This is a genomic window from Pseudomonas sp. B22129 (assembly GCF_044218875.1).
Classification (GTDB): domain Bacteria; phylum Pseudomonadota; class Gammaproteobacteria; order Pseudomonadales; family Pseudomonadaceae; genus Aquipseudomonas.
The window spans coordinates 1,510,340-1,525,402 of the sequence record NZ_CP162592.1; the positions used below are offsets into that span (position 1 = coordinate 1,510,340).

Here is a 15,063-nt window from a genome sequence, read left to right on the forward strand (position 1 = left end):
AGGCGACCTTGTTATAAGAAACGAGGCGACCTGTATAACGAAGGAGGGTTGCAGGAATGTGTCGGGAACATGACAGGGTGGCCGGACGCAAAGTCCGAAGTGAGTGAAGATCCAATGTGGGAGCGGGCTTGCCCGCGATAGCGGTGTGTCAGCGATACAGAAGTTGGCTGAAGAATCGCTATCGCGGGCAAGCCCGCTCCCACAGTGATTTAAGGTGTTTGGGGAATTCAGGCCCGGCACTGCGCCAGCGACTTCAGTTGCCCGTCACCGCTCTGATTCGCCTGCGACAACCACTCTTCAAACCCCGCGCCAACTTTCGGCCACTCCGAATCGAGAATCGAATACCACGCGGTATCGCGGTTCTGACCCTTGACCACCATGTGCTGGCGGAACACGCCTTCAAAACTGAAGCCCAGGCGCTCGGCCGCGTATTTGGAGCGGCCGTTGCCGTTGTTGCACTTCCACTCCAGGCGACGATAACCCTGGTCGAACGCGTGCTTGGCCAGCAGATAAACGGCCTCGGTGCTTTTCGGCGAGCGCTGCATCGGGGCGCCGAAGGTCACGTGGCCGATTTCAATGCGGCCCTGGGCAGGCACGATGGACATCAAGCTCAGGATGCCTTGCACCTGGCCGTTTGCGCGGTCGATCACGCTGAAAAAGTACGGATCGTTGTGAGCCGCGTGATTGTTCAGCCAAGCATCAAAAGCGGCACGCTCGGGGAACGGGCCATACGGCAAATAATCCCACAGTTTCGGGTCGGCGCCCGGGCCTTGCAGGGCCTGGAACAAGTCGTCGCCATGGCGCGCGGGGTCGAGTTTTTCCAGGCGGATAAAGCGCCCTTCGAGCACTTTCACGGTCGGCGCGGGGGCGCCTTTCCAGTCGGCGAGGGAAATGGACATGCTGCGCTCCTTAAAGACCTTTGCGAAATTGGATGAAACCCGGGCGTTCGGCGATGCGTTCGTACAGTTGGATCGCCGTGGCATTGGTTTCGTGGGTCAGCCAGTGCACCTTGGCGCACCCATCGGCCTTGGCGGTGGCGTAGACGAATTCGATCAGTTTGCGGCCGACGCCGGTGCCGCGTTGGGCCGGGTCCACCAGCAAATCCTGCAGGTAACAGGAGTTTTCGATGCTCCAGTTGGAGCGGTGGTAAATGAAGTTGACCATGCCCACCGCCTTGCCGTCCTGCCAGGCCAGCGCTGAATGGGTCGGCTCGCTGGCGTCGATCAGGCGCTGCCAGGTGCTTTGGCTGACGGCGTCCGGCAGTTCGGTGTTGTAGAACTTCAAATACGCGTGCCACAGCGGCAACCAGGCGGCGTGGTCGGCGGCGGTGACCTGGCGGATGTCGATCTGACTCATTCTGAAACTCCTTGGGGAATAAAGCGCGCGAGGGTCTGGTCACGCACGTCGAGGCTGGCGGCCAGGCCGTCGCGTACGCCAGCGATGTCCGCCGGGCTGCGGTTCTGGCTGAGTTTGCGTTTGCCAATCAGGCGCTCGACCGGCAGGGCGAAGCCGACGATGGCTTTGAGCATGCCCTCAATGTAGTCGGCGGGGGCGTCGCTGACTTTCCACGGCTGGGCGCGGCCACCTTCGTGGCGGTCGGTCAGCGCCGTGACCACGCTGAGCAAGCGCTCGGCGTCGCTGAATACCTCGGCCTTGCCGTAGGCATGCACGGCGATGTAGTTCCAGGTCGGTACCACTTTGCCGTGCTCGGCCTTGGCCGGGTAAAACGCCGGGCTGATGTAGGCCTCGGCGCCGGCGAAAATCACTAGGGCTTCGCTTCCATTTTGCAGGTCTTTGCACTGCGGGTTGGCTTTGGCCAGGTGGCCGTACAACGTGCCGTTGGGGCCTTCGTCGGGGTTGAGCAGCAGCGGCAAGTGGCTGGCCATCAGCCCTTGCTCACCAAAGGTCACCAACTGTGCCAAACGGGTGTGCAGGATCAATTGGTGCAGTTCGGGCAAGTCGTCGAGAGCAAAGGCGCGCGGTGTGTACATGGAAATATTCCTTGGCGAATGCCTGCATCCTAGGCAGGCTAATGGTTCGTTGAAAGAGCCATCTGGCACCCATTTCATAGGTCCAATATGCCGCCCATCACGCCACCGCTGTCGTTCAACCCTGCAGGAATCGAACTGGATCGCCGTCAAGGGCTGACGCGCCAACTGTACGAAGCCTTACGCCAGCGCGTGCTGGACGGACGGCTTGTCAGCGGCACCCGATTGCCCGCCAGCCGTGACTTGGCGGCGGCGTTGTCGATCTCGCGCAACAGCGTGGTGCGTGCCTACGACCAGCTGTATGCCGAAGGGTTTACCGAAAGCCGGGTCGGTGATGGCACTTATGTGGCGCAACTGCCCACGGCAAAAAAATTATCCACAAAACCATCCACAGGGTTATCAACAGGCTTATCCCCAGCCTTATCCACAAAATGGGCCAATTTACCGGAAGATCTCGACAACGAAGTTATCCACAGCGGCGGCTTGGCCCGGATAAAAACCAACCACTTGTCACTGCCGCCAGCGGGGCCGCCACGGGCATTTCGCGTGGGCGTGCCGGCGTTCGATCTGTTCCCGTTTGATGTGTGGGCCAAGCTGAACGGGGCGTTCTGGCGCAATCCGGACCTGGAACTGCTCTGCTACGGTGACCCCGCGGGTGACGCGCGGTTACGCGGTTTGATCGCCGCTTATTTACGCAGCTCGCGCGGCATGCAGTGCACGGCTGAGCAAATAGTGATCACCAGTGGCGCGCAGCAGGCAATCAGCCTTTGTGCACAGCTGCTGGTGGAGCCTGGCGATGGGGTGGCGGTGGAGAACCCCGGGTATCGCGCGGCCGGGCATGCGTTTGCCCTGGCTGGCGGGAAATTGCATGGCGTGCCGGTCGATGGCGAGGGCATTGATTGCCAGGTGCTCAACACCCTGCGGGACTGCCGCGTGGCGTATGTCACGCCGTCCCATCAATATCCGCTGGGCGTGGTGATGAGCCTGGCGCGGCGCCTTGAATTGCTGGCCTGGGCCGAGCGCACGGGCGGCTGGATCATCGAGGACGACTATGACGGCGAGTACCGATACAGCGGCGCGCCGTTGTCGCCTTTGGCCGCTTTGGATCGCAGTGGGCGAGTGCTCTATGTCGGTACGTTCGGCAAGGTGGCATTTCCCGCGTTGCGTCTGGGTTATCTGGTGTTACCGGCGGGGCTGGTGGACGCCTTCTCCCGGCGCCGCGCTGTGGACATGCGCCACTCCGAAGTCAGCACTCAGGCAGTGATGGCCGAGTTCATGGCCGCCGGGCATTTTCAGCGGCACATTCGCCGTATGCGCCGCGCCGCCTTGAGCCGGCGCAATGCCATGCTCGCTGGCTGGCCCGCCGGGTTGCCGGGCATGGGGGAGTTGCCCAGCGTCGCGGCGGGGCTGCACATGACCGTGCGGGTGGGCAGCCTCGCCCGTGAGCAGCAGTTGCTTGAGCAGGCCCACGCAGTGGATGTCGAGATCAACGGCTTGAGCAGCTACTGGCTGGCAGAGTCGACCACGCCCGCGGATCAGCGCGCCGGGCTGGTACTGGGGTTTGCCGCCGTGCCGGAAGCGGGCATTGCCCTGGCGCTGGCGCGATTGCGCAAGGCCTGGGGTTGCGTCAACTAACTACAGACACCTTCAGGGCGAGGGTCCCTACCTTGTAAACACCAAGCCGGCGGCATTGTGCGCCCGGCGTTCCCTGTGTCTGCCAAGGTAATGATCATGTTCGACCCTTTCATGCTGCAGCTCTGCCAGTTGTTCGCGTTACGTCCCTCCCTTCAATCGCTGGGCATTACTCAGACCCTGCTCGACCAACACTACCAAGGTGTGCTCGAACACTATTGCGAGCACCTGATCGACTTTTTCACCGGCGCCGATACCCGTACGTCCAGCCGTTGGCGGCATCTGGCGCAGCAGTTGGAACGGCGTATGCGGACCGCCCGCAGGGCTCTGAACACAGCGTCTGCGCGGGAGATGGTCAAGGCGGTTCTGGACTACCCCGACAGTGGCGAGCGAGAGCAGCAGCTCGGAGAGCGCTCGCCGCAGGTATACCTCACCGCGCGGTACGGCTGCCTGGCGCTGGCAATCAGCCGCGGCAACGATATCCCTCTGGTGTTCACCCTGGCTCGGGGCCTGGAAACGGAAGATCGCGCTACCGCGCTGCCGGCCAGTGCCGAGCGACTTGAGCACAATGTCTTTGAAGAATGGGCCCTGGGTGCGCTGGAGGGCGCATTGCAGCGTATCGCCTGGGTCGATCCGGGGGCGTTTCCCACGCTGGCGGCATTGGATCGGCAATTGGCCTGGGCCTCGGGTTTCGTGGACTTTCTTGAGCCAAGCGTGGAGCAAGACACTCTGCGCTTTGAGCTGGAGCAACAGCTGCCGCCGTGGCTGAAAAACGCGGCGCCCTCAGGCCGGCTGGCTTACAGCCAATGGCTTGAAGCGCTGGCACGGTTTCATGAGAAATCCAGAGGCGTCAGTGACGTGGATGACGACGTGCAAGCAGGGCAAGCGCTGTTCGCCCGTCAGCTGGCTTTGCAACTGCGTCGGCTGACCCTGGAATGCAGCTTGCGAAACGAGAGCCATGTCACGCATGAGGGGTATCGAACGATGCGCGCTGCGGTGAACACCTTCGCCTTGCACCGTCGTTTGCGTGGCGTGCCCATGGGGTTTATGCCGTTGCTGGATGGCAGCGGCTATCTGCTCGGCCCGCCGACGAACAGCCAAGGTCCTTGGCTGGTGGTGCGCCCGGAGGCGCAGCCAATGGTCGAACAGGTGACGCTCGCGCCGAATGCCGGCCCGCCGCTGGAGGACCCGTTCAGCGTGCTTTATCACGCCGGTGTCGCGCGTTGGCGGGTGCTTTTCGAACATCCCCTGCATACCCTGGCGCGCCTCAAGCAAGTCGGCGGCAACCTTCAGGGCACTTGCGAAGCCGGGGGGAGCTGGCGTTGTGAGGTCAGCCTGCTGCGTAATCTGGCGCTGTTGCTGGTGTACCCGGGCACGCAACACCCCGGCGACGTGCCGGGTGCGCATGCCAGGGTCAAACGGATGGACAGCGCCTGGGCAGGTGCCCGCAAGGCCTTGTCAGAGGCACAAGGCAAGGGGCTGGCCGCGTTGCAACGCCCGCCATCGTCGGCACTCGGCGAACTGATTGGAGAGGGCGTGCATAAAGGGCTGCACAGGTTGGGGGGCGCGCTGATCTATAACAAGGACGAGAACCGCTTCAATGTCCTGTCGAACATACGGATTGCGCCCGTCGTCAACGTCACCCTCGTTGAGCATCAGATCGTCGACAACCACGATCAGCCGACAGCATACGGCCCCGGCATCGCACCGGACACGCGGGGTCGCTGGAAGCTTCAGCGGGCACCCAGGCTGCGACGGGACATCAATCAACCGAGCCCGGCGGCGCGCCGGGCCATCAACGCGGGCGCCGCCCTCCGTGCCACGTTGCCCGTGCTGCTCGGCGAAGCAACCCGGTTATCTCGGGTGCCCGGCACTCTGGCGGTGGAAGTGGAAGAAGACCTTGAGCGCAATGCCCGTCTTTTTGACGATGCGGCACGAGCGATTCAGCGCGCCAGTGCCCATTCGCCCTTGATCAGCCTGTTACGGGGTGAGGCCGGGCAACTGCGTGCCCATGGCCGCTACCTGCGTATTGAAATGGTCCGGCACACACTCACGCCGACACTGGGCGACGTGCAGTATCTGCTGGAGCAACAAGTGATTTGCATCCGTCGGGTGGCCGGCCGCGTGCCGGAAACCATCGATGGTGTCGTGGATTACTTGCAGGAGTATGAGGTGCTGGATTTGACCGAAGGTGAAAGGCCGCTGTGGTACGCCCACTTTCACTATTCCAGTGCCGAGGCTGCAGACGAACAGCCAAAGGCGGCGCACCTTAAAACCGCGGCCCAGCGCAGGCTGGGCCGCGAGTACGAGCGTGAAACCGGGCACAAGGTGTATCGCGGCCCGATCACCAATGCTTCAGGCCGCCAGATCTTCCTGGCCCATTGAGCCGGGCTCAGGTGCCCGACTTGATCTTGGTCCAGGCCCGCGTCCGGGCGCGCTCCGCGTCACGCCCCAAGGGTTTGAGGGTGTAGAGCGTGGCCATCGCGGCCTCGGTCGGGTACAGGTTGGGGTTGTTGCGGATCGATGGGTCGACCAGCCCGGTGGCGTCCTTGTTCGGGTTGGGGTAGCCGACAAAGTCGCTGATCGGCGCAATCACCTGGGGTTGCAGCAGGTAGTTGATAAAGGTGTAGGCGTCCTGTGGGTTTTGCGCGCCCTTGGGGATGGCGAGCATGTCGAACCAGATCGGTGCGCCTTCTTTAGGCAGGCGCATGTCCACGACCACGCCGTTTTTGGCTTCCTTGGCGCGGTTAGCCGCCTGGGAAAAACTGCCCGAATAACCCACGGCCACGCAGATGTCGCCATTGGCAATATCGGCCATGTATTTGGACGAGTGGAAGTAGGTGATGTAGGGGCGGATTTTCATCAACAGCGCTTCAGCCTTGACGTAATCCTTGGGGTTGCTGCTGTTGGGGTCCAGGCCCAGGTGTTGCAGCGCCAGCGGCAGGATTTCCGAGGGTGAATCGAGCAAGGCCACGCCGCATTGTTTGAGTTTGCTGATGTTCTCTTCTTTGAAGATCAAGTCCCAGCTGTCCACCGGCGCGTTCGGCCCCAGCACCGCCTTGACCTTGTCCGGGTTGAAGCCAATCAGGATGGTGCCGTACATGTAGGGCACGGCGAATTTGTTGCCGGGGTCGTTGGCTTCGATCAGCTTCATCAGCTTGGGGTCAAGGTGGTTCCAGTTCGGCAACTGGCTGCGGTCCAGCGGCTGGAACACGCCGGCTTCAATCTGCTTGGCGAGGAACACGTTGGACGGCACCACCACGTCATAGCCGGAGTTACCGGTGAGCAGCTTGGCTTCCAGGGCTTCGTTGGTGTCGAAGATGTCGTACACCAGTTTGATCTGCGGGTTCTGCGCCTTGAAATCGTCCAGCGCCTTGGGGGTGATGTAGTCGAACCAGTTGTAGACCTTGAGGGTTTTTTCTTCGGCCTGCACCGCGCCGCTCAACACGGCGGCGCACAGGGCGAGGGAGGTGAGCATTTTCATCGGGCGGCTCCTGCTTGTTCGAAACCTTCGAGGACGTTGACGGCATTGATGCCGATTTCTTCGACGGCGTAGCCGCCTTCCATCACAAACAGGGTGGGCTTGCCCAGGTGCGCTAGGCGCCGACCCATGGCCAGGTAATCCGGGCTGTCGAGCTTGAATTGGGAAATGGGGTCGTCCTTGAAGGTGTCCACACCCAGAGACACCACGATGACGTCAGCGCCGTAGCGTTCGACCTCTGCGCAGGCCTCTTCGAGTGCTGCGCTCCATTGGTCCCAGCCCGAGCCTGCGGGCAGCGGGTAGTTGAAGTTGAAACCTTCTCCTGCACCTTCGCCCAGCTCGTCGGCATAGCCGAGGAAGAACGGAAACTCCGCCTCCGGGTGGCCGTGGATCGAGGTGAACAGCACATCGTTGCGCTCATAGAAAATCGACTGGGTACCGTTGCCGTGGTGGTAATCCACGTCGATGATCGCGACCTTTTTACGGCCTTGGTCGAGAAAGGCCTGGGCGGCGATGGCGGCGTTGTTGAGGTAGCAATAGCCGCCCATCAAGTCGCCGGCAGCGTGGTGCCCGGGCGGCCGGCACAATGCGAAAGCACTGCGGGCGCCTTGCTGGATCGCAAGTTGTGCGGTGAGCGCCACTTGCGCCGCGCTATAGGCCGCTTGCCAGGTGCCGGCGGTAATCGGGGCGCCGCCGTCGAAACTGTAATAGCCGAGTTGGCCGTGCAGGCTGGTGGGTAAAACCCGGCGCAGGGTGCGGGCTGGCCAGGTGTAGGGCAGCAAGTCGCCGTCCTCGCCAAACTCGGTCCAGCGCGCCCAGGCACCTTTGAAAAAGTCGAGGTAGTCGCGGCTGTGGACACGTTCCAGCGGGGCCAGCCCGAAATCCTGCGGCGCCTGTACCGGGCCCAGTTCGCGGTCCTTGACCCGTTGCAGTACATGGTCGGCACGCGATGGCATTTCAAAGCAGGGCATCAGTTGCCCGTCCATCAGTTCACAGCGTCCGTGGTGCAAATGGTGATCGTCGGAGTAGATCGTCAGCATGGGTACTCCCCGCAGGCCTGTTGTTGTGCCTTGCAGTGTTGCGGGGCGAGGAACTCAAGAGAATGGCAGGAGCGGCCAGAAGGGGATAAATATGGCCAAAGTAAATGACCGTAATTCGCCCTTTAATGGCGCATCAGGCTAGGCGCCACGCCACTCCAGCGCACAAACGCATGGCGAAAACTCGCCGTCTCACTGAAGCCTAGCTGTTCGGCGATCTGATGAATGGGTATCTGGTCGTGTGCCAACCAGTGTTTGGCCCGCTCAAAGCGTAGCTCGTCGAGCAATTGCTGGTAGCTGCACCCCAACGCCTGCAAGTGCCTGCGCAAGGTGCGCGGCGAGCAGTTCATTTGCGCCGCCAAGCCCTCAAGGCCGGGGGCGGCATGCAGTTGGTCGGCGAGCAATTGGCGCACACGGTTGAGCCAGGCCTGGCGCCCGGTGAATTCGGAGTTCTGTTTGCGGCAGCGCTCGGTCATGGCCTGATGGGTGATGGCATCCGCTAGCGGCAGGGGTTGTTGCAGCCACTGTGAGTCGAAGGCAAACCCGCTGGTCAGCGCATCAAATTGCAGCGGGCAGTCAAAGCGCTCGGCGTAACGGGCGTGGTAATCCGGCGCGGGATAATCGAAGCGCGCCTCACGCAGCGGTAGCGCGCGGCCAAGCAAGTCATCGCAGATGACTTTCATCGACACCAGGCAAAACTCCACATTGAACGCTGCGAGCTCGGGGTTTTCCCGGTAGTCGCCGGCGGTCAGCCAGATCTGCCCGCCGTCTTCCACTAGGCTGAGCTCGAAAAGTGTTCCCAACAGCGCCGGGTAGCGCAGCGCCAGGCGCAAAGCGTCACCTAAGGTGGCACTGGTCAGCAGCGCATAACCGAGCAAACCGTAGCAGGACACGTGCATGCGCTGGCCCAGTTCCAGGCCGATGTCCTGGCGCAGGGCCACGGCATTGGCGCACACGCGCATCTCCTGACAGGTGGTGATGCGCGTGTCGGCGCGGTTTAGATCGGCCACGCCAATACCGCTGCCGGCCAGCAGTACGTCGCTCGCCAGCCCCTGATCCTTGAAGGTGGTCAGGACCAGGGACACGGCGTTGAGAGTGGTCAGGTGTGAATGCAACATGGGAAAACCGGTGCCAGTGAGAGTGGCAGTGGCGCAGCAAGTTACATGCCGTACCCGTGCTGTCGATCAGGTACCGGATGTAGATTTTGGCCGATCAAAAAATAGCTCACGGGCCTGTTCCAGGCTGATCTCGCTGCGGTAGAACGCGATCATTTGCGTGGGGGAGAGCCCTTGAGGCGAATCGGCAGCGGCGCCCAAGGCATGCTCGGCCGGAGTTTTCAGACGGGCAGCCTGGTAGGCTTTGTCCGGCGTCCAGTGGGCGCTGTAGTGAAAGTGCGCGTACCAAAGCACCTTGTCATTGCCACGGTCGATGATGGTGTACTCATCCAGGTAGTCCGGCTTGACGCCTTTGATTCGGCGGCGAGCCTCGGTCTTTTTGATTGTGATTACGTTGTGGCGCTTGAGCCATTCAATACCGGGCACGGTGGGTGGGTAGGCCTTGAGCGTTCTCTGCACCAGTTGGTTGCTCTGTTGATAGAGATCGGCCAAGTTCGTGTCGAGGGTTTTGATCATCGCACTGGCAGAGGTCGACAAGGCGTCGCTTTCGGTGAGGTTACGTTGTGTCAGGGCCTGCTCGATGGCGCTGATGGCTTGCTCCAGCCACCGGGCATGCTGGTGATACAGGTATTCGATGCCAAAAGGTGCGCGGTCGGCGAGGTTGGCGTGGGTTCTGGCCCGCGTGCGAAATGCAGGTAACCCATCCAGCAGGGCCTGGCCTTGATTGATGCTTAACTGCAGGTCCACGTTGACCGGCTCGCCGGAGGTGGGCGGGGTTCGGTCGCGCAGCACCCAGACGCCCTTGGTTTTTTCATGGTAGGTGGCCAATACCTGATTGGTCAGTGGCGAGCGAATGTCCACTAAGCCCGTCTCCAGGCCAACGCTGGTCAAGCGCGGCTCACCAATCAGCAGGCCGTTGTAGCGGGTGTGGATAAACTGCCTGCGCGGGCGCGGTGGGGTCGAAGGCGGAGTGGGGCGGCTTCTGAACACGCTTCTTTCGGCGCTCAGCGCGCGCAGGTTAGTGATGGCACGTCGCTGGAAGTCAGTCAGCTCCTGGCGCAATTCGAGTAACTGATCGTTGATGGCGTGTTCGGAGAACTCCACGGGAAAATCCTGCAGGCGCTCGTCAATCAATTGAAACTGCTCGATCAGGTTGCTCAAGGTATCTATGCGCTCGTCGAGGCGCCGGTCGCTCCGCTCCTCCAGCGTGTCTCGCAGGCATTGGATGGCGACGTCGGCGGTGTCGATGATCCGGTCGATCTGCGCCCAGGCCTCTGGTTGTGTGACAAGGGTGTGCTGCGGCAGGCACAGGTTGCGGTTGAGTGTTACGCGGATCGCTTTGAGGTCATCAAGGGTGTAGACCGGCATTGATCCTTTCAGCGTATTCAAGAGCAGCGCGCCGTCTCTGGCCAGGCCTCTGAGCTCTTCAAAACGGCCATTCATGTATTCCAATTGAATAAGCAGCCTGCCCGCCAGCTCGCGCATTTCGCGAAAGTCTTCAATTTGACGTACGTGCGGTGTTTCGGCCTGCAATTGCAGTTGCTCGTGAATGTTGCGCCATTTTGGGGTGAAGCGGGCGAGGAGTTCGCGAAGCGCGGCTTGGGTCATATTGGCTTGGGCTTTGATGTAGCTGAGGGCCTTGGGGGCGTAATCCGCGCTGGGTTGGTGAACATTCATCTCTTTGAGCATTTGCAGCGCCGACTCGTATTCCGAACGCTGGGTTTCCAGGGTCTGGATATAGGCTCGCCGAAGCGCGTCGGCCGATGTAGAGGGGCCTTCGTCCAGCGCGCTGCGAGCCTGTTGCAACTCACCTTGTGCGGTCTTTTTCCGGCTTTCGAAGTCCTCAAGTTTCTTTCGCAACTCATCGGCTTTCTTCTTTGCCAGCTCTCGGGCTTTCTGGGTCAGGAGTTTGGGGCCGCCGCCACGCAGACGCAGGCGCGTATCGACAAACCACTGGCCCTTGTTGTTGTGGATCAACGGTGGGCCGGTGCGTTCGGGGCGGGCGGGGTCGCTGATCAAGACGGTATCGTTTTCTTCCACCAGTACCAGGAACCAGCGCTCGCCCACGGGGGCGTACCAGTGCTCGCCGCCGCGATACAGATGCTGATGGGGCCCTGCCTCGCCGTTGACCTCGCCGAGGGTGGCGGGCCTGGTCACCTTGAAACTGTCCAGGACGGTGGCCAGTCGCACTGGCGTGCGGTTGACCGCGCCGCTGATATGCAGGAGGCGGCCGTCTCGCCCCAAAGTGTCGGAGCTGACCGTCGCAAGTTTTCTGACGATCTGTGGCTTTGGCTGGGCGGGCGGGCGGGCGGGGCGGTGGCAAGGGCGTGTTTCTCTGTGCCGCGCCTGGCGAGCGGTGGGTGACGCAATGCAAGGTAATTGCCATGCCGATGTTCAGCAGCAGATCAGCAAGAGCGGACCAGGGCGACTCGTGCTCGGGGTGAGCCTGAGCGTCGACCACATCCTGCAGTTGATCCATGATTTGCCAGATCCAGGCCGCCGTGTTTACGGTGCGCCCGACAAAGGGCAGGACCGCATTGAAGAGTGCCCAGCCGGCGCGTTTGAAGGTGGCCCAGCGCGCTTCGGCGTTGGACACCGATTGGCGCTCGGCCAGCGTCACGAGGGCGTTGGCATTGGCGTTGTACAGTGTGGCGAACAGATCGCCGGTCAGCGTGTCCTGGCCCAGTTTCACCGGCCCGCTCATTGCCCAGGCTTCGAGTGGGTCCAACACGAACGTGAGTACCGCCCAAGGCGAGGGCAGGTCGCCAGGGAACACGAATTTGGCGTAGTCATCGCGGGTGCCGTCGGGGAGCCAGGCCAAGACAGAATCGCGCAGGCTGTCGGACTGTTGCAGGGCGTACAGCAGATTATTCGGTGACGGGAATTGCGACAGCGGTTTGTCGAGCAGTGGCCGATACAGCAAGCAAGGTCCGGCGCCCATGTCCTGGGGGCCGATCACGAACATATTGGCGACCACATCCGGGCTGGTGTCCAGCCGGTGGGTCGGTACAAAGGCCAGCGGGCGAATGACGATCAACTGGCCCTCCACTTGGCGGTCGGCGGGAGCGGCCTGCATCAGTGCGGTGATGTAGCGATAGCCCTGCTCATCGATCCCGCCCTCGTCGCGGATCTTGCATTGCAGTGCCAGCAATGGCAGTTGGATGCGCAGGTGCTTGGTGTAGAGCAGCTGGCGGCGAGCGGACTCCAGCGCGTCATCCAGCAGTGTTTTCTTGACCAGTGCCGGGTAGGTATTGCCGATGTCCACGCGTTGGATCAAGCCTTCCAGGTACTCGATCGTCAGCCAGTCCGGCATGTTCTGTGGGTTGCGCTGGCGCAGCGTTTTGATACCCAGGGGCAGGGCGATCAGGTTTTGCAGGGCCAGCTCGGGCAGGCTGAATATTGAGGTGTCGATCTGCCCGGGCACAGGGAACAAGCCCCAGACCACCGGGCTGCGCACAGTGATGTCGAGGTTGCCCAGCCACTGCGTGGAAGCCTCGGGATGATCTTTGAGCATCTCGGCATTCAACTGCTCCAGGGCGTATTGCTGGATAGGGTTTATGCCCTCTTGATAGGTTTTGCCCTGATTCAAACCGTGCAGGGTCGCGAGGTCTTTGAGGTGGCGCGAGAAGGCGTCTTGATCCGGGGCTGAGGCGTTGGTCAGCCAATCGGGCAGGGCATCTACATACTGCTGCAAGTCGGAACTACTGAGTGACGCTTGAGGGGTTGGGGGCTGTATCAGGCTTTGCTGGGATGCGCCGGGCTCGCGCAAATCGGAAAAACTGATATTCCCGATCGCCATGATTTGCAGGTCTATAAACGCGCAGGCCAGGTAGTCGAAAAAGTTGCCATTGGGCTCCACCAGGCGCCACTGCACTTTTATGCCCGCCAGTGTGCTGCCCAGAAGCTCTGGCAGGTCCTGGGCGAGTTGTTCCAGGCTGGCGTATTTCGCGAATCCGCCGAGCAGTGAATGGCTGAGGATCACCTCGTTGCCATGTTTGCGGCCGATCAAGACGCTGATCAGGTGTTCGTCAAGGTGAGTGACCTTTCCGGCATCGTCGATCTGATCGATATCAATTACGTAGGCCCTGACGGCCTGCGGGTCACTGACGCTGCGCACGGCGAAGTCCGGCGTGCGATACAACTGGCGTGCCATTTCGCAGTCATCGACGTTTAAGCCGGTGACCTGCTGTACGTTCCAGAAGTCGCGCAGCGTCCTGGACAGTGCGTGCCAGCGCGGGCCACTGTCGGCTTCCGAGTCGTTCCAGTACTCCATCTGGGCCTGTTGATAACCGTGCAACATCACGGGTGCCAGTGTGTTGATGAGGGAGGCGATGTCGAGAATGCGCACCGGTAGGTGTACCGCCGGTTCAATGATCGGCAGTTGGGTCAGAAAGTGTTCGCCTTCGATATACAACACAGGCTTCGCCAGCACGGCCTGGATGGCGAGGATGTCGGTGAGCGCCATGTAATCGCGGCCGGTGGGTACGACATGGCCGTCGTCAATGCCCCAGATCGGGGTGCCAACCATGGCCACGTTCGGGTCAATGCCCAGGGTGGGGTACAGCGCTTGCAATTGCTCCCGCAGCATCGTGGCGGCGACTTCGCGAAACGCAGGGCCGGTGGACATTTGTGTGATCAGCGCGGCGGTGAGGCTTTGATGGGAGGGGGTGGAATCGGTGGAAGTCATGACACGTCCTGACAAACTAAAGAATGGCAACGACCCCAGGGAAAACCTGGGGCATTGCCATGCTAGGAAGCGTCGTGTCAGGTACGGTGGTGCTTATATAGGCAGGGTGCTCAGCGCAACTCGCCGCACAGGTCCAGTTCCACCAGGCGGCGCACTTCCTGGGTGTCGAGCCCGGCGCCGATCAGCGCGTTGAGCTTGCCGAACGCCGCTTCACGGGTCATGCCGCCGCCGGACAGCACGCCGACGCCGCGCAGGCGGCTGCCGGCCTCGTAAACATCCAGCTCCACGCCGCCTTCATGGCATTGGGTGATCGCTACGACTACAACCCCTTTGTCCTGTGCCCGTTGCAGGCTGGCCAGGAAGGCGGGGTTGTCGCTTGGCCCGGTGCCGCTGCCGAAGCATTCGAGAATCAACGCCTGGATACCGCTGTCGATCAGCGCGTCCAGTTGCACCGCCGCGATGCCCGGTACCAATGGCAACACACCGACGTTAGCCAGGGTTTTAGGCTGGCGATAGTCCAAGGCCTGGGGGATGGACTCGGCGCGGGCAACGCCGCCCTGACGGTTCAGCGCCGCAAACGGGTTGCGGCCGAAACTGCGGATTTTCGCACAGCGGGTCGGAGCGATCATTGCGCCGTGGAAATGCAGGTGCACGCCCGGCGTCAGGCCTTTGCCCAAAGCCTGCAAGGCACCGCTGACGTTTTCCCAGGCATCACTGTCTGGCACGCCAGCCGGCAGCATGGAACCTGTGAATACCACCGGCGCCGGCAGGCCCAGCAGCTGGAAGCTCATGGCGGCTGCGCTGTAGGCCAGGGTGTCGGTGCCGTGCAGAATCAGCACGCCATCGCAGCCCTGGTCCACGGCGTCGATTACGGCGGTGTGCAGGCGCTGCCAGTAAGCGGGCGTCATGTTGGCGCTGTCGATCAGCGGGGCCATTTCCTGAAAGCGCCAGGCGGGCAGCGGCTGGTTGGCGAGCTGCTCGCGCATGCGCGCTTCGAAACCGGAGGCAGGGGCCAGGCCGTTGGCGCTGGCTTGCATGCCGATGGTGCCGCCGGTGTAGAGCACCATGACGTTATTGGATGCTGACATTGAGATTCTCCTGAACGAAAAACGCCGCCGGGCCC

10 protein-coding genes are annotated in these 15,063 nt (G+C 61.9%); 2 read left to right on the forward strand and 8 right to left on the reverse strand.

All coding sequences use genetic code 11. The features are described 5' to 3' along the window. Positions 1-227: 227 nt before the first annotated feature. From AB4P94_RS06810 to AB4P94_RS06820, 3 genes are read right to left on the reverse strand one after another with little or no spacing between them, the layout of a single operon-like run. Complete coding sequence (locus AB4P94_RS06810) at positions 228-899, reverse strand: GNAT family N-acetyltransferase (RefSeq protein WP_395609932.1); 672 nt, start codon at positions 897-899, stop codon at positions 228-230. A gap of 10 nt (positions 900-909) precedes the next feature. Further along, the gene (locus AB4P94_RS06815) at positions 910-1,356 is read right to left on the reverse strand and encodes a GNAT family N-acetyltransferase (protein WP_395609933.1); all 447 of its coding nucleotides are present in this window, start codon (positions 1,354-1,356) and stop codon (positions 910-912) included. After that, positions 1,353-1,991, reverse strand: a complete 639-nt coding sequence (locus tag AB4P94_RS06820; RefSeq protein WP_395609934.1) for an FMN-binding negative transcriptional regulator — start codon at positions 1,989-1,991, stop codon at positions 1,353-1,355. The genes AB4P94_RS06815 and AB4P94_RS06820 overlap by 4 nt, the downstream gene beginning before the upstream one ends. 87 nt (positions 1,992-2,078) lie before the next feature. On the opposite strand from AB4P94_RS06820, the gene AB4P94_RS06825 reads away from it, so the two are divergent. Then, positions 2,079-3,623 (forward strand): PLP-dependent aminotransferase family protein, encoded by a 1,545-nt coding sequence (locus tag AB4P94_RS06825; protein WP_395609935.1) that lies wholly within the window; start codon positions 2,079-2,081, stop codon positions 3,621-3,623. Positions 3,624-3,719: 96 nt separating this feature from the next. Next, positions 3,720-6,005 (forward strand): hypothetical protein, encoded by a 2,286-nt coding sequence (locus AB4P94_RS06830; RefSeq protein WP_395609936.1) that lies wholly within the window; start codon positions 3,720-3,722, stop codon positions 6,003-6,005. 7 nt (positions 6,006-6,012) lie between these two features. Here AB4P94_RS06830 and AB4P94_RS06835 read toward each other — a convergent pair whose 3' ends face one another. The 5 genes from AB4P94_RS06835 to AB4P94_RS06855 all read right to left on the reverse strand — a co-directional run bounded on the left by AB4P94_RS06835 (position 6,013) and on the right by AB4P94_RS06855 (position 15,028). Continuing rightward, entirely contained in the window at positions 6,013-7,104 is a 1,092-nt protein-coding gene (locus tag AB4P94_RS06835) for a polyamine ABC transporter substrate-binding protein (protein WP_395609937.1), read from the reverse strand. Further along, complete coding sequence (locus AB4P94_RS06840; RefSeq protein WP_395609938.1) at positions 7,101-8,141, reverse strand: histone deacetylase family protein; 1,041 nt, start codon at positions 8,139-8,141, stop codon at positions 7,101-7,103. The genes AB4P94_RS06835 and AB4P94_RS06840 overlap by 4 nt, the downstream gene beginning before the upstream one ends. A 122-nt stretch (positions 8,142-8,263) precedes the next feature. Further along, positions 8,264-9,256: an AraC family transcriptional regulator gene (locus tag AB4P94_RS06845; protein WP_395609939.1), complete on the reverse strand. Its 993-nt coding sequence runs from the start codon at positions 9,254-9,256 to the stop codon at positions 8,264-8,266. 1,858 nt (positions 9,257-11,114) lie between these two features. Next, complete coding sequence (locus AB4P94_RS06850; RefSeq protein ID WP_395609940.1) at positions 11,115-13,940, reverse strand: hypothetical protein; 2,826 nt, start codon at positions 13,938-13,940, stop codon at positions 11,115-11,117. Positions 13,941-14,050: 110 nt separating this feature from the next. After that, positions 14,051-15,028 (reverse strand): asparaginase, encoded by a 978-nt coding sequence (locus AB4P94_RS06855; protein WP_395609941.1) that lies wholly within the window; start codon positions 15,026-15,028, stop codon positions 14,051-14,053. Between the last annotated feature and the right edge of the window lie 35 nt (positions 15,029-15,063).